Origin of the sequence: Paraburkholderia monticola, assembly GCF_001580545.1 — a bacterium.
In the GTDB taxonomy this organism is placed as follows: Bacteria; Pseudomonadota; Gammaproteobacteria; order Burkholderiales; family Burkholderiaceae; genus Paraburkholderia; species Paraburkholderia monticola.
The window spans coordinates 347,415-371,711 of the sequence record NZ_LRBG01000012.1 but is presented as its reverse complement, the minus strand read 5'-3'; the positions used below and the strand labels follow the sequence as shown (position 1 = coordinate 371,711).

General features: G+C 65.2%; 23 protein-coding genes and 1 other RNA gene. 13 read left to right on the top strand and 11 right to left on the bottom strand.

All coding sequences use genetic code 11. From position 1 onward, the window contains the following. Nucleotides 1-25: 25 nt before the first annotated feature. Both CI15_RS16285 and CI15_RS16280 read right to left on the bottom strand, forming a co-directional pair. Nucleotides 26-541, bottom strand: a complete 516-nt coding sequence (locus CI15_RS16285) for a YidB family protein (protein WP_479494850.1) — start codon at nucleotides 539-541, stop codon at nucleotides 26-28. 18 nt (nucleotides 542-559) lie between these two features. After that, nucleotides 560-1,147 (bottom strand): ComEA family DNA-binding protein, encoded by a 588-nt coding sequence (locus tag CI15_RS16280; RefSeq protein ID WP_062129341.1) that lies wholly within the window; start codon nucleotides 1,145-1,147, stop codon nucleotides 560-562. 313 nt (nucleotides 1,148-1,460) lie between these two features. On the opposite strand from CI15_RS16280, the gene CI15_RS16275 reads away from it, so the two are divergent. Together CI15_RS16275 and CI15_RS16270 are read left to right on the top strand one after the other, a co-directional pair. Beyond that, nucleotides 1,461-1,988: a MerR family transcriptional regulator gene (locus CI15_RS16275; RefSeq protein WP_062129340.1), complete on the top strand. Its 528-nt coding sequence runs from the start codon at nucleotides 1,461-1,463 to the stop codon at nucleotides 1,986-1,988. Beyond that, nucleotides 1,907-2,317 (top strand): carboxymuconolactone decarboxylase family protein, encoded by a 411-nt coding sequence (locus CI15_RS16270; protein ID WP_062129339.1) that lies wholly within the window; start codon nucleotides 1,907-1,909, stop codon nucleotides 2,315-2,317. Before CI15_RS16275 ends, CI15_RS16270 begins: the two co-directional genes overlap by 82 nt. A 23-nt stretch (nucleotides 2,318-2,340) precedes the next feature. On the opposite strand, the gene CI15_RS16265 is transcribed toward CI15_RS16270, so the two are convergent. From CI15_RS16265 to trxA, 8 genes are all read right to left on the bottom strand, one after another. Then, a complete protein-coding gene (locus tag CI15_RS16265) occupies nucleotides 2,341-3,720 on the bottom strand; it encodes an MATE family efflux transporter (protein WP_062129338.1) in 1,380 nt (459 codons plus the stop codon). Nucleotides 3,721-3,722: 2 nt separating this feature from the next. Beyond that, nucleotides 3,723-5,480 (bottom strand): ArnT family glycosyltransferase, encoded by a 1,758-nt coding sequence (locus CI15_RS16260; protein ID WP_062129337.1) that lies wholly within the window; start codon nucleotides 5,478-5,480, stop codon nucleotides 3,723-3,725. Nucleotides 5,481-5,740: 260 nt separating this feature from the next. After that, on the bottom strand, nucleotides 5,741-6,004 hold the full coding sequence (locus CI15_RS16255; RefSeq protein ID WP_062129336.1) for a type B 50S ribosomal protein L31: 264 nt from the start codon (nucleotides 6,002-6,004) through the stop codon (nucleotides 5,741-5,743). A 179-nt stretch (nucleotides 6,005-6,183) separates the two neighbouring features. Then, a complete protein-coding gene (locus CI15_RS16250) occupies nucleotides 6,184-7,017 on the bottom strand; it encodes a M90 family metallopeptidase (protein ID WP_062129335.1) in 834 nt (277 codons plus the stop codon). A 14-nt stretch (nucleotides 7,018-7,031) separates the two neighbouring features. Next, on the bottom strand, nucleotides 7,032-8,588 hold the full coding sequence (locus tag CI15_RS16245; RefSeq protein WP_062129334.1) for an MFS transporter: 1,557 nt from the start codon (nucleotides 8,586-8,588) through the stop codon (nucleotides 7,032-7,034). Beyond that, the gene (locus CI15_RS16240; RefSeq protein WP_062129333.1) at nucleotides 8,585-9,154 is read right to left on the bottom strand and encodes a MerR family transcriptional regulator; all 570 of its coding nucleotides are present in this window, start codon (nucleotides 9,152-9,154) and stop codon (nucleotides 8,585-8,587) included. The genes CI15_RS16245 and CI15_RS16240 overlap by 4 nt, the downstream gene beginning before the upstream one ends. 179 nt (nucleotides 9,155-9,333) lie before the next feature. Further along, complete coding sequence (rho, locus tag CI15_RS16235; RefSeq protein WP_008921615.1) at nucleotides 9,334-10,602, bottom strand: transcription termination factor Rho; 1,269 nt, start codon at nucleotides 10,600-10,602, stop codon at nucleotides 9,334-9,336. Between the two features lie 240 nt (nucleotides 10,603-10,842). Beyond that, entirely contained in the window at nucleotides 10,843-11,169 is a 327-nt protein-coding gene (gene trxA / locus CI15_RS16230) for a thioredoxin TrxA (protein WP_013089343.1), read from the bottom strand. A gap of 508 nt (nucleotides 11,170-11,677) precedes the next feature. Here trxA and ffs point away from each other — a divergent pair. The 8 genes from ffs (at nucleotide 11,678) to CI15_RS16190 (ending at nucleotide 20,000) form a co-directional block, all read left to right on the top strand. Beyond that, an RNA gene (gene ffs / locus CI15_RS16225) (signal recognition particle sRNA small type) lies at nucleotides 11,678-11,776 on the top strand. Between the two features lie 182 nt (nucleotides 11,777-11,958). Then, entirely contained in the window at nucleotides 11,959-14,487 is a 2,529-nt protein-coding gene (locus tag CI15_RS16220) for a DNA polymerase III subunit gamma/tau (protein WP_062129332.1), read from the top strand. Between the two features lie 73 nt (nucleotides 14,488-14,560). After that, on the top strand, nucleotides 14,561-14,887 hold the full coding sequence (locus CI15_RS16215; RefSeq protein ID WP_008923976.1) for a YbaB/EbfC family nucleoid-associated protein: 327 nt from the start codon (nucleotides 14,561-14,563) through the stop codon (nucleotides 14,885-14,887). A gap of 253 nt (nucleotides 14,888-15,140) precedes the next feature. Further along, on the top strand, nucleotides 15,141-15,737 hold the full coding sequence (recR, locus tag CI15_RS16210; protein WP_062129331.1) for a recombination mediator RecR: 597 nt from the start codon (nucleotides 15,141-15,143) through the stop codon (nucleotides 15,735-15,737). Nucleotides 15,738-15,754: 17 nt separating this feature from the next. After that, nucleotides 15,755-16,996 (top strand): CaiB/BaiF CoA transferase family protein, encoded by a 1,242-nt coding sequence (locus tag CI15_RS16205; protein WP_062129330.1) that lies wholly within the window; start codon nucleotides 15,755-15,757, stop codon nucleotides 16,994-16,996. Between the two features lie 137 nt (nucleotides 16,997-17,133). Next, nucleotides 17,134-18,171, top strand: coding sequence for an ABC transporter substrate-binding protein (locus tag CI15_RS16200; RefSeq protein ID WP_062129329.1), 1,038 nt, complete (start codon nucleotides 17,134-17,136; stop codon nucleotides 18,169-18,171). 119 nt (nucleotides 18,172-18,290) lie between these two features. Beyond that, nucleotides 18,291-19,103, top strand: coding sequence for an ABC transporter ATP-binding protein (locus CI15_RS16195; protein WP_062129380.1), 813 nt, complete (start codon nucleotides 18,291-18,293; stop codon nucleotides 19,101-19,103). Between the two features lie 72 nt (nucleotides 19,104-19,175). Then, a complete protein-coding gene (locus tag CI15_RS16190) occupies nucleotides 19,176-20,000 on the top strand; it encodes an ABC transporter permease (RefSeq protein ID WP_062129328.1) in 825 nt (274 codons plus the stop codon). A 66-nt stretch (nucleotides 20,001-20,066) separates the two neighbouring features. On the opposite strand, the gene CI15_RS16185 is transcribed toward CI15_RS16190, so the two are convergent. After that, nucleotides 20,067-21,041, bottom strand: a complete 975-nt coding sequence (locus CI15_RS16185; RefSeq protein ID WP_062129327.1) for an NADPH:quinone oxidoreductase family protein — start codon at nucleotides 21,039-21,041, stop codon at nucleotides 20,067-20,069. 326 nt (nucleotides 21,042-21,367) lie between these two features. Here CI15_RS16185 and surE point away from each other — a divergent pair, with 326 nt between their 5' ends. Genes surE through CI15_RS16170 form a run of 3 tightly spaced genes read left to right on the top strand, consistent with a single transcriptional unit; the run spans nucleotide 21,368 to nucleotide 24,287 of the window. Continuing rightward, nucleotides 21,368-22,126: a 5'/3'-nucleotidase SurE gene (surE, locus tag CI15_RS16180; protein WP_062129379.1), complete on the top strand. Its 759-nt coding sequence runs from the start codon at nucleotides 21,368-21,370 to the stop codon at nucleotides 22,124-22,126. Next, the gene (locus tag CI15_RS16175; RefSeq protein WP_062129326.1) at nucleotides 22,123-23,334 is read left to right on the top strand and encodes a protein-L-isoaspartate(D-aspartate) O-methyltransferase; all 1,212 of its coding nucleotides are present in this window, start codon (nucleotides 22,123-22,125) and stop codon (nucleotides 23,332-23,334) included. Before surE ends, CI15_RS16175 begins: the two co-directional genes overlap by 4 nt. A 5-nt stretch (nucleotides 23,335-23,339) precedes the next feature. Continuing rightward, complete coding sequence (locus CI15_RS16170) at nucleotides 23,340-24,287, top strand: peptidoglycan DD-metalloendopeptidase family protein (RefSeq protein WP_062129325.1); 948 nt, start codon at nucleotides 23,340-23,342, stop codon at nucleotides 24,285-24,287. Nucleotides 24,288-24,297 lie beyond the last annotated feature (10 nt).

Sequence of the window (24,297 nt, the reverse complement as noted above, 5' to 3'; positions counted from 1 at the left end):
CGCCGGCGATGGCTGCACCACGTCGTCAGGCGTTGCCCTTGTTGCCGAGCAGCGAAGACAGGCCGCCGAGCGCGCCGAGCACCGTGGTCGCGTTCAGCTTGCCCTCGGCCGGCACTTCGCCATCCGGCGTGGCCGCGTTGACGACGTGCGGCAGCAGCTGCGACAGCAGACCCGTCACCTGATCGGGCTGGACGCCGGCTTTTGCGGCGAGGTCGGTCACGGCTTGCGAGCCGAGCACGCCATGCAGCGCGTCGGGCGCGATCGGCTGATTTTCGCCATTGCTGATCCACGACGACACAACGTCGCCGAGCCCCTTTTCCTGGAAACGCTGGACCAGGCCGTTCAGGCCGCCCGGCTGGTTGTTGACGAATTCGAGCGCGGCTGCGACCAGCGCTTGCTGACCTCCGCCTTCTGGCGATTTGCCAAGCAGGGAACCGATGGTATCGAGTAGGCTCATGACGGTCTCTCTTGAATGCCGGCACGTGCGGGACGGCCGGGCGGTTGACGGCGACGCGCGGTTGCGCGCCGCGGTGAAACGCAAGGCGGCAACCCGTCGGCATCAGGTGCCTGACGCAGCCGCGGCGGATGCCGCCTTGCTCTTCTTCGCCTTCTTCGAAGCCTTGGCGCCGGACGCTTCGGCTGGCGCGCTAGCCGCAGCGGCCGCCGGTGCTGAAGCGGCTGTCGCGTCGGACGCGGCGGTCTTGCCCTTCTTCTTCGACTTCGAGGTCTTTGCGGCCGAGGCGGGAGCGGCCGCGGCCGGTGCGGTGGTCGCGGCCGGCGCGGGCGTGGCCGGCGTGGCCGCAGGCGCCGCCGGGGCCATCTTCGAAGCCGCCGTGCCGGCCGATTTCGTCGACGGCTTCGCGCCGGTCGGCGGCGCCGACGAACCGTTGACCGTCAGCCCGGCCGCCTCGAGGTTCTCGATCGATTTCGGCCCGATGCCCTTCACGCGCGCGACGAGATCGTCGGCGTTCTTGAACGGGCCGTTCTTGGCGCGTTCGTCGAGGATCGCTTTCGCATGCACGGGGCCGATGCCCTTGACCGATTCGAGTGCGGCCTGATCGGCGGTATTCACTTCGACGGCCGCGGCAAATCCGGCCGACAGCGACAGAACCACAGCGACGCAAAGCATGAAAAGCTTCTTCAGCATGGCAAACACTCCATTGAGGGCAAAAACGTTAGCCGGGAACGGACGGCGCATTCTGTGAGCGGGCGCTGCGTTTAAGCATAGAACAAATCGCAGGGCCGAATTGGGATCGCGGACGATTTATACCGATCGAATGATGACAAGTAAATCAGGCCGGACAATATTTAAAACTTTTACCGGTTGGTGCAGTGGGTATGCAGTTTTCGACCGATATCGTGCGCCATCAATCGTCTGCGATTAAAACGGGCAACGCAGACGAATGACAGCGCTCGACGCTTGACTTAGAGTGCACTCGAAGTCCTAACCTGAGTCCGTCATGCCGAAACACTCAACCGCGCTCACCATCGGTCAGGTCGCCGAAACGATCGGCGTATCCACGCACACGCTGCGCTATTACGAACAGGCCGGGCTGATCCGGCCGGTCGGGCGCACGCAGGCGGGGCACCGGCTGTACTCGCCGGCCGATCTCGACTGGTTGCGCTTCGTGATGCGTCTGAAGGCAACGGGCATGCCGATCGCCGGCATGCAGCAGATCGCCGCGTTGCGCGCGCAAGGCCATCCGACGATGCGCGCGCGCCGCGACCTGCTGGTTGCGCATCGTGACGCGCTGATCGCGCGGATCGCCGATCTGCAGAGCAACCTCGGCGCGATCGACGACAAGATCGCGTACTACGAGGCGGCCACGAGCGGCGCGGTTGAGCCCGATCCGGCACGGCAGGACGACGAGACCTCGTCGCCCTCACACGCCAATCAGGACTCGCAATGGACTACGCACACGACGAGCGCTACGCGCGCGGATGGAACAAGCTCAGGGAAATCGACGGCTCGGCGGGCGAGCAGGTAATCGCCGCGCTCGCGCCGGTCGCGCCGGAGTTCGGACGGCTGTTGATCGAATTCGGCTTCGGCGACATCTACAGCCGGCCGCAGCTCGATCTGCGCACGCGTGAGATTGCGACGATCGCGTCGCTCGCGACGCTCGGCTGCGCGCAGCCGCAGCTGAAGGTGCATATCGAGGCAGCGTTGAACGTGGGCTGCACGCGCGAGGAGATCGTCGAAGTGTTCATGCAGATGGCGCTTTATGCGGGCTTTCCGGCCGCGCTCAATGCGCTGTTCGCGGCGCGGGAAATTTTCGAGCGCAGGGATCGTGCGGCAGAAGCCGCGTGCGCGGCGTGAGCCGGTCCCAGTGTCCCATCCCGTCAGATCGTCGAATCCACCGCTACGCCCGCATCCTCGCGCAAATACCGCTGGCTCACGACTCTCCAGTACACGAGGAGCCCGACCCCGGCAATCGCGAGACTCGCGGTATTGGCGACCCAGAAGCCGCGCGCACCAGTCAGCCACGGCGGCGTGAGGCCGGTCGTATCGAAGCCGAGCGCATAGCCGCCGCCGAGCCCGACGCCCCACAGCGCCACCGCGTAGATGACCGTGGGCACGACCGCCACCTTGTAGGCGCGCAGCACGAATGCGGTCGAGATCTGCAACGCGTCGAACAGGTGGTAGCAGGCGACGATCAGCACCAGCGGCAACGCCTTCGCCGCGACCTGCGCGTCCGTCGTGTAGCCGTCGACGATATACGGCCGCAGCACCAGCACCAGCGCGCCGTAGCAGCAGGCGAGCGCAACCGCCATCGCGATGCCGTGACGCGACAGCGTGCGCGCCGCCTGCGGCCGATGCGCGCCGAGCGCCTGGGCGACCAGCGTGGACGACGCGATGCCGATCGACAGTGGCGTCATATAGAGCACCGCGCCGATGTTGCCGGCGATCTGATGGCCGGCGAGCGTCGTCGTGCCGAAGCGCGCGATGAAAAGCGCCATGAACGTGTACGACGTGACCTCGATCAGATACGACAGGCCCATTGGAATACCGAGCCGCAGCTGCGCGGCCTGTCGCTTCCAGACCGGCCAGCAGAACTTGGTGAAGATACCGAGCGCCTTGAAATCGTCGACGCGCGCGAGCAGCAGCATGCCGAGCGTCGCGAGCGCCCAGTTGAGTAGCGTGCTCGCGAGCGCGCAGCCCGGACCGCCGAGGGCCGGCACGCCGAGGCCGCCGAAGATGAACCAGGTATTGAGCGGAATTTTCAGCAGCAACGCGCCGATCTGCAGGAACATCACGAGCCGCGGTTTGCCGAGCGCATTGGCGACCGAACTGTAGACACGAAACGCGAGGCCGGCGGGTAGCCCGAACGCGAGAATCCGTAGATACGCGAGCGTGCGCTCGTGCAGCGCGTCGGGCACGCGCGACAACGCGAGCAACGGTCCGGGAAAGAACAGGATCAGAAAGCCGACCACCGTCAGCGCGGCCGCGAGCCACCAGGACTGGCGCACCTCTTCGCCGATCTCGCCATAGCGGCGCGCGCCGTACAGTTGCGCGGTGATCGGCTGCAGTGCGGTCAGGATGCCGGTCAGGCCAATATAGACCGAGATGTAGATCGATGAGCCAAGGCCGAGCGCAGCCAGATCGATGGCCGAGTAGCGCCCGACCATCGCCGTATCGATCACGCCGAAGGCGATGATGGCCAGTTGGCCGATCAATACGGGCCACGCGAGCGCGGCGATTTTCCGTACGTCGGCGAACATGGTCAATTGAGCTTCTTGGGCCAGTTGCGACGCTTGCCGGGAGGCGGCTTGGGACGGTCGATGCGCACGTACAGGCGGAAGCGCTCGTCGCGGTCGGCGGCGCGGCGGCCTTCCCACACGAGCTTCCAGATGTAGTCGGGCAGCGCGCTCGGGTCGCCGTAGTCCTGCGAATCCTGACGCAGGATCACGTCGCAGTCGTCGTCGAACGAGAAATGCATGTCGCCGAAATACGCGAACGTCGCGATCTGCGCATTGCCGAGGCGCACCGGCGAGATGCATGTGTAGTCATCGGGCAGGTGGTTGGCGATCTGTTGCGCGACGTCGCGATAGGTCCGGCTGTAGTTGACGACCGGCAGCCACAGCGTCATCAGCAGCACCCACATCAGCGTCGTGCCGGCACTCGATAGCACGACGCTGCGCCATAGCACCTTCGGATGACGCGCGAGGCGCCAGCGCACCAGCAGGAACCAGCACACCGTCACCGCGACCGCGCAGACGAACGACAGAATCTTGAACTGCGGCACGTAGCCCGGTGCGAGCCGGGCGAGGTTGCGCGCGAGCGGATGCGGGAAGCCGGTAAGACTGGCCACATACACGAGCCACACGAAGCTGCCGAGAATCGTGAAGCTCAGCAGCGCGAACCAGTCGATTGCGTTGATCGCACCGCGCTTGAGCGTCGGCAGCGCGAACGTGGCGAGCACCGCGAGCGGCGGGAGCAGCAGCATGTAGAGCCGGTTCGACTGATGGCTTTGCAGCACGACGAGCACGAACAGCGGCCCGATCACCGACAGCGGAATCGCGACGTGCGGCGCGCGCCGCAGCCCCTTCCAGCTGAACCACGACCACAGCGCGAGCGGCCAGGCGGGCCACGTGAACAGCGGCAGGTTTTTCAGCGCATAGGCGGCGACCGAGCCGGGCGGCCCCGCGAATGAGTTCAGGCTCACGTGCAGCCACTGATTCAGATACCAGACGGCGTCGTCGGGAAAGGCGGCGAGCGCGATGATCGGCCACGACACCGCGAGCACGAGCGCGACGGGCAGACCCGCGAGCAGCAGCCAGCGCGAACGGGTTTCGCGCACGATCAGCGTCATCGCGAGCGTGCCGAGCAGCAGCGCGGCGACCAGCACCGGACTGCTCGCGAGCGTGACGAGGCCGATCGCGAGACCCCAGATCAGCGCGCCCTGGATCGGCTTGTCGATCATGCGCACGAGGCCGTACACGAGCATCGCGATGCAGACGAACTGCACGAGTTGCGGCGTGGTTTCGTGGCCGCGCTCGGCGAGGCCGAAGCATGCGAGCAGGATCAGCAGCGCGCCATCGGCGAGCGTGCGGCCGTAGTCGCGCGGTTCCGGCTCGCCGCCGAACGCATATTTGAACGGCTGCACTTCGGCACGCCGCCCGAGCAGATACGCTGCATACCAGACGAACGCGCAGCCCGCGCAGAACAGCAGGCCCGTGAACACGCGCGACGCGTTGCTCGCGTCGACCCACGGCGAGAGGACGCGGATCGCGCTCGCGCCGAGCCAGTAGCCGAGCGGGCCGTCCTCGGTCAGATACTTGCCGACGAGATTTGGCAGCAGCCAGTCGTGTGCGCCGCCGTTGGCCATCGTCCACATGACACCGAAGCCGGCTGCGTCCTCGTTCTTCCACGGATCGCGGCCAAACAGGCCAAACGATGCGTAGACGATACAGATGGCCAGCAGCAGCCAGCGCGGCAACGCACTGGTCGCAGAGGCAGTGAGGCGAACGACAGGTCTCATGCGGTGTGTGGAGTCAGGATAAGCGATGTGGCCGGAGCGGGCCGGCGGGTCAGGGCGGCAGGGCCCGTCTCGAGCATGCGGCATTGTAGTCGTGCCGTGCGCCGCGCGTCACGCCGGTAACGCCCGGCAACGTGAATGGGCAAGCTGTAACACGATGTCGTGCAAGCACGGAGAGGCACCTGCACAGGCGACAAAAAAGGGCAGCTCGCGCTGCCCTTTCTTTGCTGCGTTGCCGGCCGGAAGCCGGCACCGATGCGGTATTACTTCACTGCCTTGCCCGAAGCGCGCGTGCCGAACTTCTTGTTGAACTTCTCGACGCGGCCGGCCGTGTCCATGATCTTTTGCTGGCCGGTGTAGAACGGGTGCGATTCCGCCGACACTTCGATCTTCGCGAGCGGGTAGGTCTGGCCGTTGAATTCCGCGGTTTCGCGCGTCTGGATGGTCGAGCGCGTCACGAACTTGAAGTCGTTCGACATGTCGACGAACAGGACTTCGCGGTAATTCGGGTGAATGCCTTCTTTCATGGTCTTTCCTTTAATCTGGCGGTAGCCAACCCGCGTGCAGTCTAAAATTGGACTGCCTTCAGGCGCGAGCCACTTGCCTACGGTCGAAAAGCCGCAATTATGCCAGAAAATCAGTCGCTTGACGATTTTTCTGCCAGCGGATTCTATTGCAGTACGAGCAGGGCGCCGTCCCCGGCCATTCAAGCCGGCGCGAACGTCAATCCCACGCGCGCCGGGTCTTGCCGGTAGTAGCGCGCGAGCAGCCGGTACAGCTCGGGATACTCCGCCTCGAACGCGTGCGGTTGGACAAAGAGCGCCTCGCTGCATACGGCGAAAAATTCCGACGGATGGTCCGCCGCGTACGGATCGATCAGCGAGTCACGCTCGAATCGCGCCCAGCGACGCTCGGGCACCGCGTCGACCTTCGCGCAGAAGTGATCGTATGCGTGGTCGAACACGTCCGCCCAGGCCTGTGCATCGAGCGGCGCGTGCCAGCGGCGCATCAGCGGCGGGTGGCCGTCCGCTTCGCCGTTCCGCATGTCGATCTTGTGCGCGAACTCGTGAATCACGACGTTGTAGGCGTCGCTGCCGTCGGTCATCTGCGCGTCTTCCCACGACAGCACCACCGGCCCGCCTTCCCATGCCTCGCCGCTGGCGTCGTGTTCGATCTCGTGCACGACGCCGTCTTCGTCCTCGACGGTCTTGCGGATCACGAACTCGCCCGGATAGATGATCACGCCGACCCAGCCGCGATACAGGTCGAGGCTCAGGTTCAGCACGGGCAGGCAGGCCTGGGCGGCGATGGCGACCGTCATCGCGTCGGTCAGCTCGAGTTCGTGCGCGGTCGAGAACTCCTTCTGCGCGATGAAGAGACTGGTCAGTTCGCGCAGCCGCGCGAGTTCGGGCGCTTCCAGATGCGTGAGAAATGGCAGACCGGCGAGCGTCGCCTGCCACAAGGCATCGTCGATCGCGTAGTCGCGCAGCGCGCGCTCGCGGCGTCGCGTGTCCAACCAGTTCGTGAGTTTCGACAACATGCTTGAGCCCACCTCTAGTCGATCTGTTTTTGCCACGCGGCGAACAGGCCGCCGATTACCGCCACGCCGATCAGAAAATAGAAGCCGTCGAGCGACGCGAGGAAGCTGGCCTGCTGCGCGACCGATCGGCTGATCGACGCGATCGCGAGCGCGTGCGCCTCGCCCGCCGCGTGGCCCGCAGCGGTGAAGCCGCGGGTCAGCGCCGCGAGCGTGTTCTGGAACACTGGATTGTACGGACTCACGGACTCCGCGAGGCGACTTTGGTGCAGTGCGAGCCTGTGCTGCTCGATGATGATCACCGAGGCGGTCGCGAACGAGATCGTCAATTGCCGCACGATGTTTTTCAGCCGATAGCCATGCGTGAACTCCTCGATCGCGAAGATGCGAAACGTCAGATTGGCGACCGGCAACACGATGAACAGCAACAGCAGGCCGCGCAGCAACAGCGGCACGACGAGCGCCGCCTCGCCGACGTCCGCCGACATGCGCGTCATCCACGCGGCGGCGAACGCGGCGATCGCGAAGCCCGGCACGATGATCCACTTCTTGCGCGTGAGCAGCTTCGCGTAACGCAAATAGACGAACAGCGCGCTCGCCGAGATCAGCGACGTGACGCCGACGAGCCGCCCGGTGTTCTCGACCGGATAGCCGAGGCCGCTTTCGAGAAAGCGCGAGATCAGATAGCTGAACACCGTCGTCATGTAGAAATAGAACATGTACAGGACGATGCCGACCTGGAAGACCTTTTCGCGCAAGGCATGCAGGCGCACGAGCGGCGCCGGGTGATGCCACTGGTGATAGACGAACCAGCCGAGCGCGGCGAAGCCCGCGGCGGTCAGCAGGATCAGTCCCGGCGACGCGCTGAACAGCTGGAAGCGCACTTGCTGCATCACGATTTGCAGCGCGCCCTGGGCGAACGCGAAGATCAGGTACGGCCAGAAATGCGCGGAACCGCGCTGATCGGGCAGGCGGTTGCCGGCATCGGGCAGCGCGAGCAGCGCAAGCGCGGCGAACAGCACGCCGGCCGGCACCGTGCACGCGAACAATGCGCGCCAGTCGAAATGCGCGACCCATTGCCCACCGACGAGCGGCGCAAGCGCGCTCGCGAGCACGATCAGAAGCAGGAATGCGCGTGTCGCCGCGGGCCGCTGCTGGGGCGTGAAACTCATCTGGATCAGGATGCGGCAGGTGCCCATCATCGGGCCGATGAAGTAGCCCTGAAAGCCGCGCGCGAACGCGAGCTCGACCGACGATTCGCTGAGTGCCGCCGCGGCCGCGCCCGCCGAATAGAGCAGCATGCAGCCGGCCACATAGCGCCGGTAACCGAAGCGCTCGACCCACCATTCCTGCTGCAGGATGCCGAGCACCGCCGCGACCGCATAGGCGCTCGACGCCCACACGAGTTCATCTGGCGATGCATTGACGCCGCCGGCGATATAGCTGGCGAAGAACGAGAAGATCGCATTGTCGAAATAGTCGAGGCCGGTGACGACCGCGAGCACCCACGGGAAAAAATCGCCGCGCAGCTTCTCGACGCTGAACCACGCGGCGCGGGATGAAGCGGGGCTCATGACGATTTGGCCGGGGTGTCGGAGCCGGGTTTGCCGGTGCGGGATTTGCCTGTGCGTCTGCTGGGCGTATCGGCGGCTTTTTCAGCGGCGCTCGCCGCTTTGGCTTGCGCGTGACGACGCTGTTCGAGCAGTTGGTCGGCGTTCTCGCCGGCGAGACGCCGCTCCAGATAGTCGAGGTCGGGAACCAGTTCGGCGCGCAGGGCCTGGGCTTCCTTCAGTTCGCGGCGCACCGCTTCGATGCGGGCGTCGAGCGCTTCGACCTGCTGGGCGATCGCGTCGCGAATCTGCTGCAGCGATTCCGTCGAAAAACGATGCCCACCTTCGACCGGTTCGAGCGGACGCTTCAGCATTTCGGTGATGCTGTGTAGCGAGAATCCGAGCGAACGCAAACGCAGGATGCGCGCGAAGCGTTTCAGATCTTCCTCGTCGTACAGGCGGTAGCGGCCTTCGCTGCGGGTCGGTGATACGAGGCCTCGTTCCTCGTAATACTTCAGTGTGCGCGGCGTGACGCCGAGGCGTTCGGCGGCGTCGCGCACGGTCAATAGCGCGGGGGAGTCCTTCGACATGACGGTGACCGGGAGGGGCGGGAGTCTCGGCATTGTACTGCAACGTGTACGTTCACGTTCATGTTGAGACGCCGCATCGACCGGGCGAGCGATGGACGAAAAAAAACCGCTCGCGAATTGCGAGCGGTTTTTCATGCGATGCGGTTGCCGGCCGATATGGCCGGCACGTGCGTTACGCGTTAGCTGCCGCCACCACGGCGCATCATGTCGAAGAACTCGGAGTTGCTCTTCGTCTGGCGGATCTTGTCGAGCAGAAATTCCATCGACTCGACTTCGTCCATGTCGTGAATGAACTTGCGCAGTACCCAGATCTTCTGCAGCACTTCGGGCTTGATCAGCAGCTCTTCGCGGCGCGTGCCCGACTTGTTCAGGTTGATCGACGGGTAGACGCGCTTCTCGGCGAGACGACGCTCGAGGTGCACTTCCATGTTGCCGGTGCCCTTGAACTCTTCGTAGATCACGTCGTCCATGCGGCTGCCGGTTTCGATCAGCGCCGTGCCGATGATGGTCAGCGAGCCGCCTTCCTCGATGTTGCGCGCCGCGCCGAAGAAGCGCTTCGGACGCTGCAGCGCGTTGGCGTCGACACCGCCCGTCAGCACCTTGCCCGAAGCCGGCACGACGGTGTTGTAGGCGCGCGCGAGACGCGTGATCGAGTCGAGCAGAATCACGACGTCGTTCTTCATTTCGACGAGGCGCTTGGCTTTCTCGATCACCATTTCGGCGACCTGCACGTGACGTGCGGCGGGTTCGTCGAACGTGGAGGCGATCACTTCGCCGGCCACCGAACGTTGCATTTCCGTCACTTCTTCCGGACGCTCGTCGATCAGCAGCACGAACAGCACGACGTCGGGATGGTTCTGCTTGATCGCGTGCGCGATGTGCTGAAGCATCACGGTCTTGCCCGACTTCGGCGAGGCGACGAGCAGGCCGCGCTGGCCCTTGCCGATCGGCGCGATCATGTCGATGATGCGGCCCGTCACATTCTCTTCGCCGCGCATTTCACGTTCGAGCAGCAGCACCTTGTTCGGGTGCAGCGGCGTCAGGTTTTCGAACATGATCTTGTGCTTCGAGGCCTCCGGCGGCTGGCCGTTGACCTTGTCCACCTTCACCAGCGCAAAATAGCGCTCGCCGTCTTTCGGCGTGCGGACTTCGCCTTCGATCGTGTCGCCCGTATGCAGGTTGAAGCGGCGGATCTGCGACGGGCTGATGTAGATGTCATCCGTGCTGGCGAGGTAGGAAGTTTCCGGCGAACGCAGGAAGCCGAAACCGTCCGGCAGCACTTCGAGGGTGCCGTCGCCGAAGATCGTGTCGCCCGCTTTGGCGCGTTTTTTTAGAATGGCGAACATCAGTTCCTGCTTGCGCAGGCGGTTCGCGCTTTCGATCTCGAGGCCATTGGCCATCTCGATCAATTGGGACACGTGCAGAGTCTTAAGCTCGGATAAATGCATACGGAGAACCCGCAGGAGAAGGTGCGACGAAATGAAATCTGGGAGGAGGGTGAGCGGAACCGCTCAAAGACTTACACGTCTTTTCGACGTTTTGTGGATTCTAGCATAGCACACGCCAATTTCCGCCAGTGCGGCGGCGTGGCATCTTTATCGTGGAGCGTGTTGCCAGCCGACAACACGCCCTGTCAGAATCGCTTGCGGCGCGCGATACATTCGCGAGCGCCGCGGCGTGCTTCTGCTTTACAGGTTGCCGTCGAGGAACGCGGTGAGTTGCGACTTCGACAGAGCGCCGACCTTCTGAGCGGCGACCGCGCCGTTCTTGAACAGGATCAGGGTGGGGATGCCGCGCACGCCGAACTTGACCGGCGTGGACTGATGTTCGTCGACATTGATCTTCGCGACTTGCAGGCGATCCGCGTAATCCTTCGCGACTTCGTCGAGGATCGGCGCGATCATCTTGCACGGACCGCACCATTCGGCCCAGAAATCGAGCAGCACGGGTTTATCGGATTTCACGACGTCCTGTTCGAACGATGCGTCGCTAATATGCTTGATTTGTTCGCTCATTTATGAATACCTCTGTCGGTTCGAGGCCCGCCTGAATTGCTCGCCACGATACGTCAAAAACCGGGAAAATTTCCGTTCGCTTTGCCGCATCCGCAGCCTTGCCACGCATGCCCTGTGAAAATCAGAAAACCGTCTGAAAAAACGCCGGATTTTCACGGAATGCGCGGAAAGATTCGCGATTGCGGGTCTTTCAACTGGCAGTGTAGCTTAATTCGCTATGCGTTGCCGATGGCGATAGTACTCATTCGGGCAGTGGGGCTAATGGGCCGCCGCCATAGCGTCAGCCCGTTTCTGCGGCTCACGGATACCGCGTTGCAATCTAAATGGTGGCGCGCGTGGGGAACTCAAGGGGGGCAGGCGGGGGCGTCGTCACGGTTACCAGGAACGCTTCAGGCAGCGCGCACCACGCAAGCGCAAACGGCGCGAAGCCGTCCGAACCGGCGCGTCGTTCGCGTTTTGCTCGTATTAACAGTCGCACAATGCGCGCGGCAATGATAGAATCTTTCGTGACGGGCCTCCTCGCATGGAGGGATGGTCAATCTGGTCAGGTCGGGAACGAAGCAGCCACAGCCGTTTTCCACCAGTGCCGAGGGTCGGGCTCGTCACCTTCCTTTTGCTTTCTTCTTCGCGGCCGTTTTCACGGATTCTCCGCAGTTTCCTCCTCGTCATTCCCAGCTTCGGTATTGATCGTTCGCCGTGTTCCGGTGAAGCGTCGTCGTGGCCGTGTCGCGCGTTCGGGCGTCTTCCCGAATCGGTTTTGCGCGCCATTGTTACTGATACAATTTCCGGATGACCTATCAAGTTCTCGCACGCAAATGGCGGCCGAAGGATTTCGCTTCGCTCGTCGGACAGGAGCACGTGGTGCGCGCGCTCACCCATGCGCTGGACGGCGGCCGTCTGCACCATGCCTATTTGTTTACAGGTACGCGAGGCGTTGGCAAGACGACACTGTCGCGCATCTTCGCGAAGGCGCTCAATTGCGAGACCGGCGTGACTTCGACGCCGTGCGGCGTGTGCCGCGCGTGTCGTGAGATCGACGAAGGGCGCTTCGTCGATTACGTCGAGATGGACGCGGCGAGTAATCGCGGCGTCGATGAAATGGCCGCGCTGCTCGAGCGTGCCGTGTACGCGCCCGTCGATGCGCGCTTCAAGGTCTACATGATCGACGAAGTGCACATGCTGACGAACCACGCGTTCAACGCGATGCTGAAGACGCTCGAAGAGCCGCCTCCCCACGTCAAGTTCATCCTCGCGACCACCGATCCGCAGAAGATTCCGGTCACCGTGCTGTCGCGCTGTCTGCAGTTCAATCTGAAGCAGATGCCTGCCGGGCATATCGTTTCGCACCTCGAGCGCATTCTCGGCGAAGAGAACGTGCCGCACGAGGCGCAGGCGCTGCGCCTGCTCGCGCGCGCGGCCGACGGCTCGATGCGCGACGCGCTGTCGCTGACCGATCAGGCGATCGCCTATTCCGCGAACCAGGTCAGCGAAGACGCGGTGCGCGGCATGCTCGGCGCGCTCGACCAAAGCTATCTGATCCGCTTGCTCGACGCGCTCGCGCAGGGCGACGGCGGGGCCGTGCTGGCGGTCGCCGACGAGATGGCGTTGCGCAGCCTGTCGTTCTCGACGGCGCTGCAGGATCTGGCGAGTCTGCTGCATCGGATCGCGTGGGCGCAGTTCGCGCCGTCGTCGGTGCTCGACGAATGGCCGGAGGCGGCCGATCTGCGCCGCTTCGCCGATGCGTTGAGCGCCGAGCAGGTGCAGTTGTTCTATCAGATCGCGACGATCGGCCGAAGCGAACTCGGTCTCGCGCCCGACGAATACGCGGGCTTCACGATGACGCTGCTGCGCATGCTCGCATTCGAGCCGGCGCGGACAGGCGGCGGTGGTGGCGCGACGGGTGCCGCGCTCACGCAGACCGGTGCCGCTGGCGCCGGTGCGAAGCGCTCGGCTACGCCGACGGTTGCGGCGCTGCGCGCGCTGTCGCCTTCGTCCGCGACAGCCATGACGTCCGCCGCACCGGCTCGTGAAGCGACGGCTGGCGTTGTCGGAGAGGAGCGGGGCGAGGCGATGAAACCGGCCGCGCCGGTTGCAAAGCCGATCGCGAAGCCCGTAGCCGACGCCTCGCGAGACAAACCAGCGGCGCAGTCCCTAGATCCAGATGCCGCACGCCTGACCGACGCGTCGCCTGTTGCCACTGCGCGTCCGCTGGCTCCGTGGGAAGACGCGCCTACGAACGACGGCGCCGTCATGGCCAGTTCGACCGGGCCGGTCTCGAACGAAGTCTCCGCACCGAGCGCGCTTGCTAGCGCCGCGCTTGCGCGCGTGGAGGAAACCGCAGCGTCGGAGCCCCGGCCCCAGCCGCAACAGGAATGGGCGGCACCCGCCGCGGCGGAAACGGAACCGACCGCGGCCGACCCAGCACCGCGCCGTGCGGGCGGCGCCAGCGCGGCACTCGACGTGCTGCGTAACGCCGGCATGAAAGTATCGTCGGACCGTGGCCGCGCGAACCCGGCCACGGCCGCCAAACCGGCCGCGACCGCCGCGCCGAAGCCGGCCGCACCGCGCGTGGTCGTGCCGGTGCCGACGCCGGGCGCGCCGCGCCGCGCGTCGCAGGACCCTGCCGGGCAGGCTGTGCCCACCCGCAACGCCAACAGCGGCACAAGCAGCAACGCGCAACAGAACAGCCCGTCGAGCCCACCCTGGGACGACATGCCGCCCGATGACTACATGCCGCTGTCAGCCGCGGACGACGCCTACTTCCTCCCGCCGGACGACAACTTCGTGCCGGTGTTCGACCGCGGCCCCGACGACGTTCGCATGGACGGCCCGGCCGCGCAGGCCGCCGCGCCCGCGTCCATCGTCGATGCGCGCCCGCTGCCGCCCGCCGTGCCGCTCGATGCGCTGGGTTTCTCCGGTGACTGGCCAGCGCTCGCCGTCGATCTGCCATTGAAGGGCATCTCGTACCAGTTGGCCTTCAACAGCGAACTGATGGCGCTCGAAGGCAGCACGCTGAAGCTGAATGTGCCGGTGCCGCAGTACGCGGAAGCGTCGCAGGTCGCTAAACTGAAGGCAGCGCTCGTCGAGCGGCTCGGCCAGAACGTCGACGTGCAGGTCGAAGTCGGCGCGGCGCGCCGCACGGCCGCCGCGCACGACGCGGCGCAGCGCGCGCAGCGCCAGCAGGAAGCCGAGCGCGAGATCAGCACCGATCCGTTCGTGCAGTCGTTGATTCGCGAGTTCGGCGCGAGCATCGTGCCGGGCTCGATCCGCCCGCTTACCCCGGACGCCGCCGCGAACGGCGCGTCGCCGGCCCACTGATCCATCGTTCGCGGCGTCGTCGCAGCGCGGCGCCGGAATGCCAGATTCCACGCTATGAAGAAGGAGCATGTCCATGATGAAAGGCCAACTCGCCGGGCTGATGAAGCAAGCCCAGCAGATGCAGGAAAACATGAAGAAGATGCAGGAGCAACTCGCGCAGATCGAAGTCGAGGGGCAGTCGGGTGCCGGTCTCGTCAAGGTGACGATGACCTGCAAGAACGACGTGCGCCGCGTGTCGATCGACCCGAGCCTGCTCGCCGACGACAAGGACATGCTGGAAGACCTCGTCGCCGCCGCGTTCAACGACGCCGTGCGCAAGGCCGAGGCAACCGCGCAGGAGAAGATGGGCGGCATGACCGCCGGTCTGCCGCTGCCGCCGGGCTTCAAGCTGCCGTTCTAAGAGCCACCGCGGTCTGGCGGGCTCAAGCGGGCGAGCGCCGCGGCGATCGATCGCCGTGGTGCGCGCGCAGACGCTCGCCGGCCGCGTGCCGCGCGCAGGCTGGAACCATCCCGACTACAGCCGCGCGTGACAGCGCCACTACTGCGCGCAAGCACAGCGCGCAAGCACAGCGCGCAAGCACAGCGCGGTTCGAGCAGTACCCCCGCATCACAACTTGCCCAACAGGGCACCACCCACGTCGACGCCGATCCGCATGAAACAACCTTCCGCCCTGTCGGCGCTCGTCGAAGCGCTGCGCGCGCTGCCCGGTGTCGGGCCGAAGTCCGCGCAACGCATGGCATATCACCTGATGCAGCACGATCGCGAAGGCGCCGAAAAACTCGGCCGCTCGCTGCTGTTCGCGACCGAGCATCTGCGTCACTGCGAAAAGTGCAACACGTTTACCGAAGCGCAGATCTGCGAGGTCTGTCTCGATGAGGAGCGCGATCCGTCGCTGCTGTGCGTCGTCGAAACGCCGGCCGACCAGATCATGCTCGAACAGACGATGACCTATCGCGGCCTGTATTTCGTGCTGATGGGGCGACTCAGTCCGCTCGACGGTATCGGCCCGAAGGAAATCCATTTCGACCGGCTCGTGAAGCGCGCCTCGAATGGCGTCGTCAAGGAAGTCGTGCTGGCCACCAATTTCACCAACGAAGGCGAGGCGACCGCGCATTACCTGGGCCAGACGCTGAAGGCGCGCGGACTGGCCGTGACGCGCCTCGCGCGCGGCGTGCCGGTGGGCGGCGAGCTCGAGTACGTCGACGCGGGCACGATCGCGCGCGCGATGCTCGACCGCCGCTCGATGTAGCAGAACCAAGGAGACTCATGAGCGCCACCCCCGAATCAGGCGCGAGCGCCGCATCGCAAGACGCACGCGGCCCGCTCGCCGGCGTCAAGGTGCTGGAGCTCGGCACGCTGATCGCCGGGCCGTTCGCCGCGCGTTTTCTCGGCGAATTCGGCGCCGACGTGATCAAGATCGAAGACCCCAAAGGCGGCGACCCGCTGCGCAAATGGCGCAAGCTGTATCCGGAAGTCGGCGGCACGTCGCTGTGGTGGGCCGTGCAGGCGCGCAACAAAAAGTCCGTCACGATCAACCTGAAAGCCGACGAGGGCAAGGAAATCGTGCGGCGCCTCGCGAAAGAGGCCGATATCGTCGTCGAGAATTTCCGGCCCGGTCTGCTCGAAAAGCTCGGCCTCGACTACGACGTGCTGTCGGCCGAGAACCCCGGTCTCGTGATGGTGCGTCTGTCGGGCTACGGCCAGACGGGCCCGTATCGCGACCGGCCCGGCTTTGGCGCGATCGCCGAATCGATGGGCGGCCTGCGTCACATCACCGGCTATCCGGATCTGCCACCGCCGCGCATCGGCATTTCGATCGGCGATTCGATCGCCGCGTTGCACGGCGTGATCGGTGCGCTGATGGCGCTGCATCACAAGCAGGTGAACGGCGGCAAGGGGCAGGTCGTCGACGTCGCGCTGTACGAGGCGGTCTTCAACATGATGGAAAGCGTGGTGCCCGAGTACGGCGTCTACGGCATGGTGCGCGAGCGTACCGGCGCTTCGCTGCCGGGCATCGTGCCGTCCAATACCTATCCGTGCCGCGACGGCAGCATCGTGATCGGTGGCAACAGCGATCCGATCTTCAGGCGTCTGATGATCGCGATCGAGCGCGACGATCTCGCGAACGATCCGGCGCTCGCGCATAACGACGGCCGCGTGCCGCGCACCCAGGAAATCGATGCCGCAATCGCCGCGTGGCTGTCCACGCGCACGATCGACGAAGCGCTCGAGGTGCTGAACGCGGCCGACGTGCCGGTGGGCCGCATCTACAGCGTCGCCGATATGTTCACCGATCCGCAGTTCATCGCGCGGCAGATGATCCAGCGCTTCAAGTGGCAGGACGGCAAGGAAATCACGCTGCCCACGGTGACGCCGAAGCTGTCGGCGACCCCTGGCGAGACCCGCTGGCTGGGGCCGGAACTGGGTGAACATACCGATGAAGTGCTGCAATCGCTAGGTTATGATGCTGACGGCATCGCAAGGTTGCGGGCGCAACAGGTCGTCTGAGGCGCACATCGCAATCCATATAGAAAAGCGCGTAAAAGCGCGGCGCTGACGCACGCTTCGCGCCGCGCGACCGGCCAGCCAAACGCCGTGCTCAAGTGGTCAAAGGCCGGACAACAAAAATCTGGAGACAGCAGACCATGCAACGCAGAACCTTCCTCGCCGGCGGTGCGGCGCTCGCTGGCGCCTCGCTCGCGGCCACACCGTTCGCTTTCGCGCAGGGCAAACCCGAGACCACCAGGGTCGCGATCGCGGTCGGCGGCAAGAATCTGTTCTATTACCTGCCGCTCACGATCGCCGAGCGCCGCAACTACTTCAAGGACGAAGGACTCGACGTCGAGATTTCCGACTTCGCGGGCGGCTCGCAGGCGCTGAAGGCGGCGGTCGGCGGCAGCGCGGACGTGGTCTCCGGCGCGTTCGAACACACGCTGCTGCTGCAGGCGCAAAAGCAGATGTTCCGCGAATTCGTGTTGCAGGGCCGCGCGCCGCAGATCGTGCTCGCGGTGTCGAAGAAGACGATGCCGGACTACAAGTCGATCGCCGATCTGAAAGGCAAGAAGATCGGCGTGACCGCGCCGGGTTCGTCGACGTCGATCATGGCGAGCTTCGTGCTCGCGAAAGCGGGGCTCAGTCCCAAGGACGTCGCGTTCATCGGGGTGGGCGCGGGTGCCGGCGCGATCGCCGCGCTGCAGTCCGGGCAGATCGACGCGATCGCCAATCTCGATCCGGTCGTCACGCGCCTCGAGCGCGCGGGCGACGTGCGCGTCGTGTCGGACACGCGCACGCTCGCCGACACCCACACCGTGTTCGGCGGCGACATGCCGGCAGGATGCCTGTACGCCTCGCAGTCGTTCATCACGAAGAACCCGAACACCACGCAGGCGCTGACCAATGCGATGGTGCGCGCGCTCAAGTGGCTGCAGAACGCGAGCGGCAGCGAACTGATCAACACGGTGCCGGAGAGCTATCTGCTCGGCGACCGCGCGCTCTATCTCGACGCGTGGCAGCATGTGCGCGAAGCGATGTCGCCCGACGGTCTGATGCCCGCCGACGGTCCCGCGACGTCGCTGAAGACGCTCAAGGCGTTCGAGCCGTTGATCCAGAACGCGCAGATCGATCTGTCGAAGACGTGGACCAACGACTTCGTGAAGAAGGCGCTGACCACCGTCAAGGCATAAACGACGCGGCACGCCTCTTGAGCACGATGCGCACAGGGCGACTCGCCGTGTGCGCGCTCATCGCCAACGGTGCCGCCGCGACACTCCCCCGCAACCCGATCCCCGAAGCGAGCCGAACGATGACCGTTGCTGCCCTGGCGCTCGAAAACATCACCTGCACGTTCGCTGCGCGCGAGAACCGCGCGCAGCGCTACACGGCGGTCAAGGACACGACGCTGCGTATCGAGCCGGGCGAGTTCGTGTCGGTGGTCGGGCCGACCGGCTGCGGCAAGTCCACGCTGCTGAACATCGGCGCCGGGCTGCTGCAACCGTCGACGGGCACAGTCAGCGTGTTCGGCGAGAAGCTCGCTGGCCTGAATCGCCGCGCCGGCTACATGTTCCAGGCCGATGCGCTGATGCCGTGGCGCTCGGCGCTCGACAACGTAATGGCCGGCCTGACGTTTCGCGGCGTGCCGGTGTCCGAAGCGCGCGCGAAGGCCGACGAGTGGTTGAAGCGCGTCGGTCTCGGCGGCTTTGGCGACCGCTATCCGCATCAGCTGTCGGGCGGGATGCGCAAGCGTGTCGCGATGGCGCAGACGTTGATCCTCGACCCCGACATCATTCTGATGGACGAGCCGTTTTCCGCGCTGGACATTCAAACGCGCCAGTTGATGGAAAACGAACTGCTCGATCTATGGGCCGCCAAGCGCAAGGCGGTGCTGTTCATCACGCACGACCTCGACGAAGCGATCGCGATGTCGGATCGCGTGGTGGTGCTGTCGGCCGGGCCCGGCACGCATCCGATCGGCGAGTTCCGGATCGATCTGCCGCGGCCGCGCGATGTCGCCGAAATCCGCTCGCATCCGCGTTTCGTCGAGTTGCATGCGCAGATCTGGGGTGTGCTGCGCGATGAAGTGCTCAAGGGCTATCAGCAGCAACTGACCGCCGTTTAAGCGTGCCGCGCATCCTTGCATGCGCATTAAAAAAGAAGACGCGTTCAATAATCGTCCAAGGCAAACCAAGTCATGTGGAAGACGTTGCGCCCGAGCCGGGCGAATCTGGTGATCTGGCAGTGGCTGCTGCTCGTGCTGTGCTTCGTGCTCTGGTACGTGCTGACGAGCCCGACGCTGCTGCCGCCTTTCTATTTCGACGATCCGAACAAGGCGGCGTTCTTCTTCGGCGAGCCGCAGATAGTGCTGCAGCGGATCTGGGAATGGTTCACGGGCGGCGAGATCTATCTGCATCTGTGGATCACGCTCGTCGAGACGGTGCTCGCGTTCGTGTTCGGCACCGCGATCGGGCTCGGCGTCGGTCTGTGGCTCGCGCTCGCGCCGACCGCGAGCGCGCTGTTCGATCCGTACGTGAAGGCCGCGAACTCGATGCCGCGCGTGATTCTCGCGCCGATCTTCGGCGTGTGGTTCGGGCTCGGCATCTGGTCGAAGGTCGCCCTTGGCGTCACGCTGGTGTTTTTCATCGTGTTCTTCAACGTCTATCAGGGCGTGAAGGAAGTGAGCCCGGTCGTGCTCGCGAACGCGCGCATGCTCGGCGCGAACCGCAAACAGTTGCTGCGCTTCGTCTATCTGCCGAGCGCGATGAGCTGGGTGTTTTCGAGCCTGCACACGTCGGTCGGGCTCGCGTTCGTCGGCTCGGTGGTGGGCGAGTATCTGGGCTCGGCGCGCGGCGTCGGCTATCTGATCCTGCAGGCCGAAGGGACCTTCGATATCAACACGGTGTTCGCGGGGATTCTGGTGCTGACCGCGTTCGCGCTGGTTCTCGATGCGATCGTCGGGATGGCGGAGCGGCGTTTGATGAAGTGGCAGCCTCGCACGGGGGATACCGAGAAGCTGTGAGTGTCGATGGGTAGGCGGCGCGGCACTCGCCGCCGCGCCGTTTTTCATACTGCTTTCTGTGTTGCGTCAAGGCGTAATCACGACCTTGCCGATCACGCGACGCTCGGCCATGTCGCGCAAGGCACGGCCGGTGTCGTCGAGCGAATAGCGGGCGGACACGTAGGGCTTGAGCTTGCCCTCGCGAATCCAGCCGGTCATCTGCTCGAAGGCCGCGCGGTTGCGCTGCGGCTCACGCTTGGCGAAGTCGCCCCAAAACACGCCGACCACGCTCGCGCCCTTGAGCAACATCAGGTTCAGCGGCAGCTTCGGTATCTCGCCGTTCGCGAAGCCGACCACGAGATAACGCCCGCGCCAGCCGATGCTGCGAAATGCCGGCTCCGCATACACGCCGCCGACCGGGTCGTAGATCACGTCCGGGCCTTTGCCGTCGGTCAGCGCCTTGATGCGCTCGCGCAGATCCTCGGTGCTGTAGTTGATCGTCGCATCGGCGCCGTGCTTCACGCAGGTCGCGAGCTTCTCGTCGCTCGATGCCGCCGCGATCACGCGCGCGCCGAGCGCCTTGCCGATTTCGACCGCCGCGAGTCCGACGCCACCGGCCGCACCGAGTACGAGCATTGTCTCGCCAGCCTGCAGCGTGCCGCGATCGACCACGGCGTGATGCGAGGTGCCGTACGCGAGCGTGAAGGCGGCCGCGAGTTCGAACGACACGTCGTCGTCGAGCGGCACGCAGGCCGCAGCGGGCGCAAGCGCCTGCTCGGCGAAACCGCCCGAGCCCGTGAACGCGGCCACCCGCGAGCCCGGCCGGAACTGCGTGACGCCTTCGCCCACCGCGCGCACGATGCCCGCGGCTTCCGAACCTGGCGTGAACGGCAGCGGTGGCTTGAACTGATATTTGTTCTCGATGATCAACACGTCGGGAAAATTGACGGCCGCGGCCTTCACGTCGATGACGACGTGGCCGGGCGGCGCTTCGAGATCGGCCAGGTTCTCGACGAGCAGGCTCTCGGGCGGCCCGTACTGCTTGCAGCGAATCGCGCGCATCGTGTCTCCATCTCGTTCAGGGTTCGCAATGTTTTCGAGTGTAAAGCAAAGCGCACGACCGTGCGATTTATTGGGCTGCAGGTTGCGAGGTGCGGATGTGATGCGTTGCGCAAGCCGTATTGCATTGCACACCGCGAAGCACGCACAGAGTGCTGATCCGGCGACTATCGTGCACCGCATCGCGCTCCGTGCAAAGCAACATCTTTGCGGCCGACGCAAGCATCGATGTGCGTGAAAAACACGGCCTCGCGCAAGCATGGCGCGTGCTGCGGGGACACGCCTGCCATGTCGTTCGCCTGCCATCTTTCCTCGGTTACAATCGCCGCATGCGAATCCTACTCAGCAACGACGACGGCTACCTGGCGCCGGGCCTCACCGCGCTTTACGAAGCGCTGAAGCCGATCGCCGACGTCACCGTGATGGCTCCCGAACAGAACTGTAGCGCCGCGTCGAATTCCCTGACGCTATGGCGCCCGTTGTCGGTTCTGCGTTCGGCGAACGGCTTCTACTACGTGAACGGCACGCCGACCGATTCGGTGCATATCGCGCTGACCGGCATGCTCGACCATACGCCCGACCTGGTCGTATCGGGCATCAACAACGGCCAGAACATGGGCGACGACACGCTCTATTCGGGCACCGTCGCGGCCGCCACCGAAGGCATCATGTTCGGCGTGCCGGCCATCGCGTTTTCGCTGGTCGACAAAGACTGGGCGCATCTCGAAGACGCGGCGCGCGTGGCCGCCGAAATCGTCGCGCACTATCTCGAGCGGCCGTTGCCGGGCCATCCGCTGTTGAACGTCAACATTCCTAACCTGCCTTACGATCAGTTGCGCGACTGGCAGATCACGCGCCTCGGCAAACGTCATCCGTCGCAGCCGGTGATCCGCCAAGCCAATCCGCGCGGCGAACCGATCTATTGGATCGGCGCCTCGGGCGAGGCGCGCGACGCGAGCGAAGGCACGGACTTCCATGCGGTTGCCCATGGCGCCGTGTCGATCACGCCGCTGCAGCTCGATCTGACCTACACGCAAATGCTGCCCGCGGCGCGCGACTGGCTGCGCGCCGGCAGCGGCGCTTCATGACCGGCGAGCGCGCGAAGCGCTTTCCGCTGGGTCTCGAGGACCTGGTCCGCGAACCGCGCCGTCCCGAGGGACGGCCCGGCGAGATGCGCGCGGCGGCGCTCGCGGCGAGCGCGGCGTTGAATGCGCGGCAGCAGTCGCCGAAGCCGACCCAGGGCGGCGCGGCCGCACGAGCGCAGGCGAGGGCGCCCGCCGCCGGGCAACCTGCGCAGGCGACGCGACCCCAGGTCATTCCCCAGGCAAAAACGCCAAGCGCTTCGTTGGGCACGGCAACGGCACCGGCCGGTGCGATGCCGCCGAGGCCGCAGGCCGCGCCAGTCGCGCGGACAACGGCGAACCCGTTGGCCGGTGCGTTGCCGGGACAGCCGGTCAAGCAAGCGGCGAAGTCGTCGGTCAAGTCCGTCAAAAGCTCGACGCATGGGCCAGGCCATGGCGCACGCGCGACGTCGTCACCTCTGCAGCCGTCAGCGCATCAAGCCGTGAAGCCGGCATCGAACGTCGCGCTTGCCGGCGCACTGAGCGGCGCGCTCAGTGGCGCGAGTAGCGGCGCGACGAACAACGCGTTGGCGCTGACATCGGAACGGGTTCGCGAACGGATGGTCGAACGCCTGCGAGCCAATGGCGTCAGCGATCAGCGTGTGCTGAACGCGATGGCGGCGGTGCCGCGTCACATGTTCGTCGATCCGGGGCTCGCGGCCCAGGCTTACGAAGATGCCGCGCTGCCGATCGGTCATCACCAGACCATCTCGAAGCCGTCGGTGGTCGCACGGATGATCGAGCTGGCGGCAGCCGGGCGCGCGCTGAACACCGTGCTCGAAATCGGCACAGGTTGCGGCTATCAGGCGGCGGTGCTGAGCCAGGTCGCGCGCGAGGTTTATTCGATTGAACGCATCAGGCCGCTGTCCGAACGCGCGAAGACGAATCTGCGTCCGCTACGCATTCCGAATATCCGGCTGCATTACGGCGACGGACGGCTTGGCTTGCCGTCGGCGGCGCCGTTCGACGCGATCGTGATCGCGGCGGCCGGGTTGGACGTGCCGCAGGCGCTGCTCGAGCAGCTGGCGATCGGCGGACGTCTGGTTGCGCCGGTCGGCTCGCAGGAAGGACAGAGCCAGGTGCTGACGCTGGTCGAGCGCCTCGGGCCCGCGCAATGGCGCGAGTCGCGGCTTGATCGCGTTTTCTTTGTACCCTTAAAATCCGGAGTGATTTGACACCGATGAGTATGTTGCACACGATGCAGAGAACCACCCCGAATACCCCCCTGACCGTAACCCAGCGCAGCGTGTGCGTGCTCGCCTTGTCCCTGTTGATGACGGCCTGTGCATCCCGGCTCGATCAGGCACCGGTCGTCGACCGCTCCGGCGGGGGCGCGCTCGCCACCGCGCAGGGCGCGGCGCAACCGGCCGTGCCGCTCGGCCCGCCGCCCCCTGGCTACTATCGCGTGAAGCCGGGCGACACGCTGTACCGCATTGCGCTCGAGAACGGCCAGAATTACCGCGACATCTCCGCGTGGAACAACCTGACTAACCCTAATCAGATCGAAGTCGACCAGTTGCTGCGCGTCGTGCCGCCGGGTGCGAATACCGCGGCCATGACGCCGGGCGTGTCGAGCGCGCCGATCGGCAGCACGGGCGCGGTGCAAAGCGCACCGCTGAACAACAACGCGCCGGCCGTGGTCGGCGCCGCGATGCCGCCGCTCTACGGTGGGGCGACGAACGGCGCGCCCGCGAATGGTGCGGTCGCTGCGCCGCCGGCCAATCCTTCTGCGGGCGCCGACACGGCAAGCGCGGCGACGGGTAACGTCGCGTTCGCATGGCCGGTGCGTGGTCCGCTGCTCAACACGTTCAACGACTCGACCAACAAGGGCGTCAATATCGGCGGGTCCGCCGGCGACCCGGTCAAAGCGTCGGCGGATGGTCGCGTCGTCTATGCCGGAAATGGGCTGCGTGGTTACGGCAATCTCATTATCATCAAGCATGATGCAACTTATCTCACCGCGTATGCACACAACCGCGCTTTGATGGTAAAAGAGGGGGACGCGGTAACGAAGGGGCAGAAGATCGCTGAGATGGGCAATAGCGATTCCGACCGCGTGATGTTGCATTTCGAAGTTCGCCGACAGGGTAAACCAGTCGACCCACTGAAGTATTTGCCGCCGCAATAAGCGATACGAC

Bases quoted from the DNA above. Each gene is read 5' to 3' on its own strand.
- CI15_RS16195 (WP_062129380.1), top strand. From the start codon at position 18,291: ATGACCGTTGCTGCCCTGGCGCTCGAAAACATCACCTGCACGTTCGCT.
- surE (WP_062129379.1), top strand. From the start codon at position 21,368: ATGCGAATCCTACTCAGCAACGACGACGGCTACCTGGCGCCGGGCCTC.
- trxA (WP_013089343.1), bottom strand. From the start codon at position 11,169: ATGAGCGAACAAATCAAGCATATTAGCGACGCATCGTTCGAACAGGAC.
- CI15_RS16250 (WP_062129335.1), bottom strand. From the start codon at position 7,017: ATGTTGTCGAAACTCACGAACTGGTTGGACACGCGACGCCGCGAGCGC.
- CI15_RS16255 (WP_062129336.1), bottom strand. From the start codon at position 6,004: ATGAAAGAAGGCATTCACCCGAATTACCGCGAAGTCCTGTTCGTCGAC.
- CI15_RS16200 (WP_062129329.1), top strand. From the start codon at position 17,134: ATGCAACGCAGAACCTTCCTCGCCGGCGGTGCGGCGCTCGCTGGCGCC.
- CI15_RS16205 (WP_062129330.1), top strand. From the start codon at position 15,755: ATGAGCGCCACCCCCGAATCAGGCGCGAGCGCCGCATCGCAAGACGCA.
- CI15_RS16215 (WP_008923976.1), top strand. From the start codon at position 14,561: ATGATGAAAGGCCAACTCGCCGGGCTGATGAAGCAAGCCCAGCAGATG.
- CI15_RS16175 (WP_062129326.1), top strand. From the start codon at position 22,123: ATGACCGGCGAGCGCGCGAAGCGCTTTCCGCTGGGTCTCGAGGACCTG.
- CI15_RS16260 (WP_062129337.1), bottom strand. From the start codon at position 5,480: ATGAGACCTGTCGTTCGCCTCACTGCCTCTGCGACCAGTGCGTTGCCG.
- CI15_RS16280 (WP_062129341.1), bottom strand. From the start codon at position 1,147: ATGCTGAAGAAGCTTTTCATGCTTTGCGTCGCTGTGGTTCTGTCGCTG.
- CI15_RS16275 (WP_062129340.1), top strand. From the start codon at position 1,461: ATGCCGAAACACTCAACCGCGCTCACCATCGGTCAGGTCGCCGAAACG.
- rho (WP_008921615.1), bottom strand. From the start codon at position 10,602: ATGCATTTATCCGAGCTTAAGACTCTGCACGTGTCCCAATTGATCGAG.
- CI15_RS16245 (WP_062129334.1), bottom strand. From the start codon at position 8,588: ATGAGCCCCGCTTCATCCCGCGCCGCGTGGTTCAGCGTCGAGAAGCTG.
- CI15_RS16265 (WP_062129338.1), bottom strand. From the start codon at position 3,720: ATGTTCGCCGACGTACGGAAAATCGCCGCGCTCGCGTGGCCCGTATTG.
- CI15_RS16185 (WP_062129327.1), bottom strand. From the start codon at position 21,041: ATGCGCGCGATTCGCTGCAAGCAGTACGGGCCGCCCGAGAGCCTGCTC.
- CI15_RS16220 (WP_062129332.1), top strand. From the start codon at position 11,959: ATGACCTATCAAGTTCTCGCACGCAAATGGCGGCCGAAGGATTTCGCT.
- CI15_RS16170 (WP_062129325.1), top strand. From the start codon at position 23,340: ATGAGTATGTTGCACACGATGCAGAGAACCACCCCGAATACCCCCCTG.
- CI15_RS16270 (WP_062129339.1), top strand. From the start codon at position 1,907: ATGGACTACGCACACGACGAGCGCTACGCGCGCGGATGGAACAAGCTC.
- recR (WP_062129331.1), top strand. From the start codon at position 15,141: ATGAAACAACCTTCCGCCCTGTCGGCGCTCGTCGAAGCGCTGCGCGCG.
- CI15_RS16190 (WP_062129328.1), top strand. From the start codon at position 19,176: ATGTGGAAGACGTTGCGCCCGAGCCGGGCGAATCTGGTGATCTGGCAG.
- CI15_RS16240 (WP_062129333.1), bottom strand. From the start codon at position 9,154: ATGTCGAAGGACTCCCCCGCGCTATTGACCGTGCGCGACGCCGCCGAA.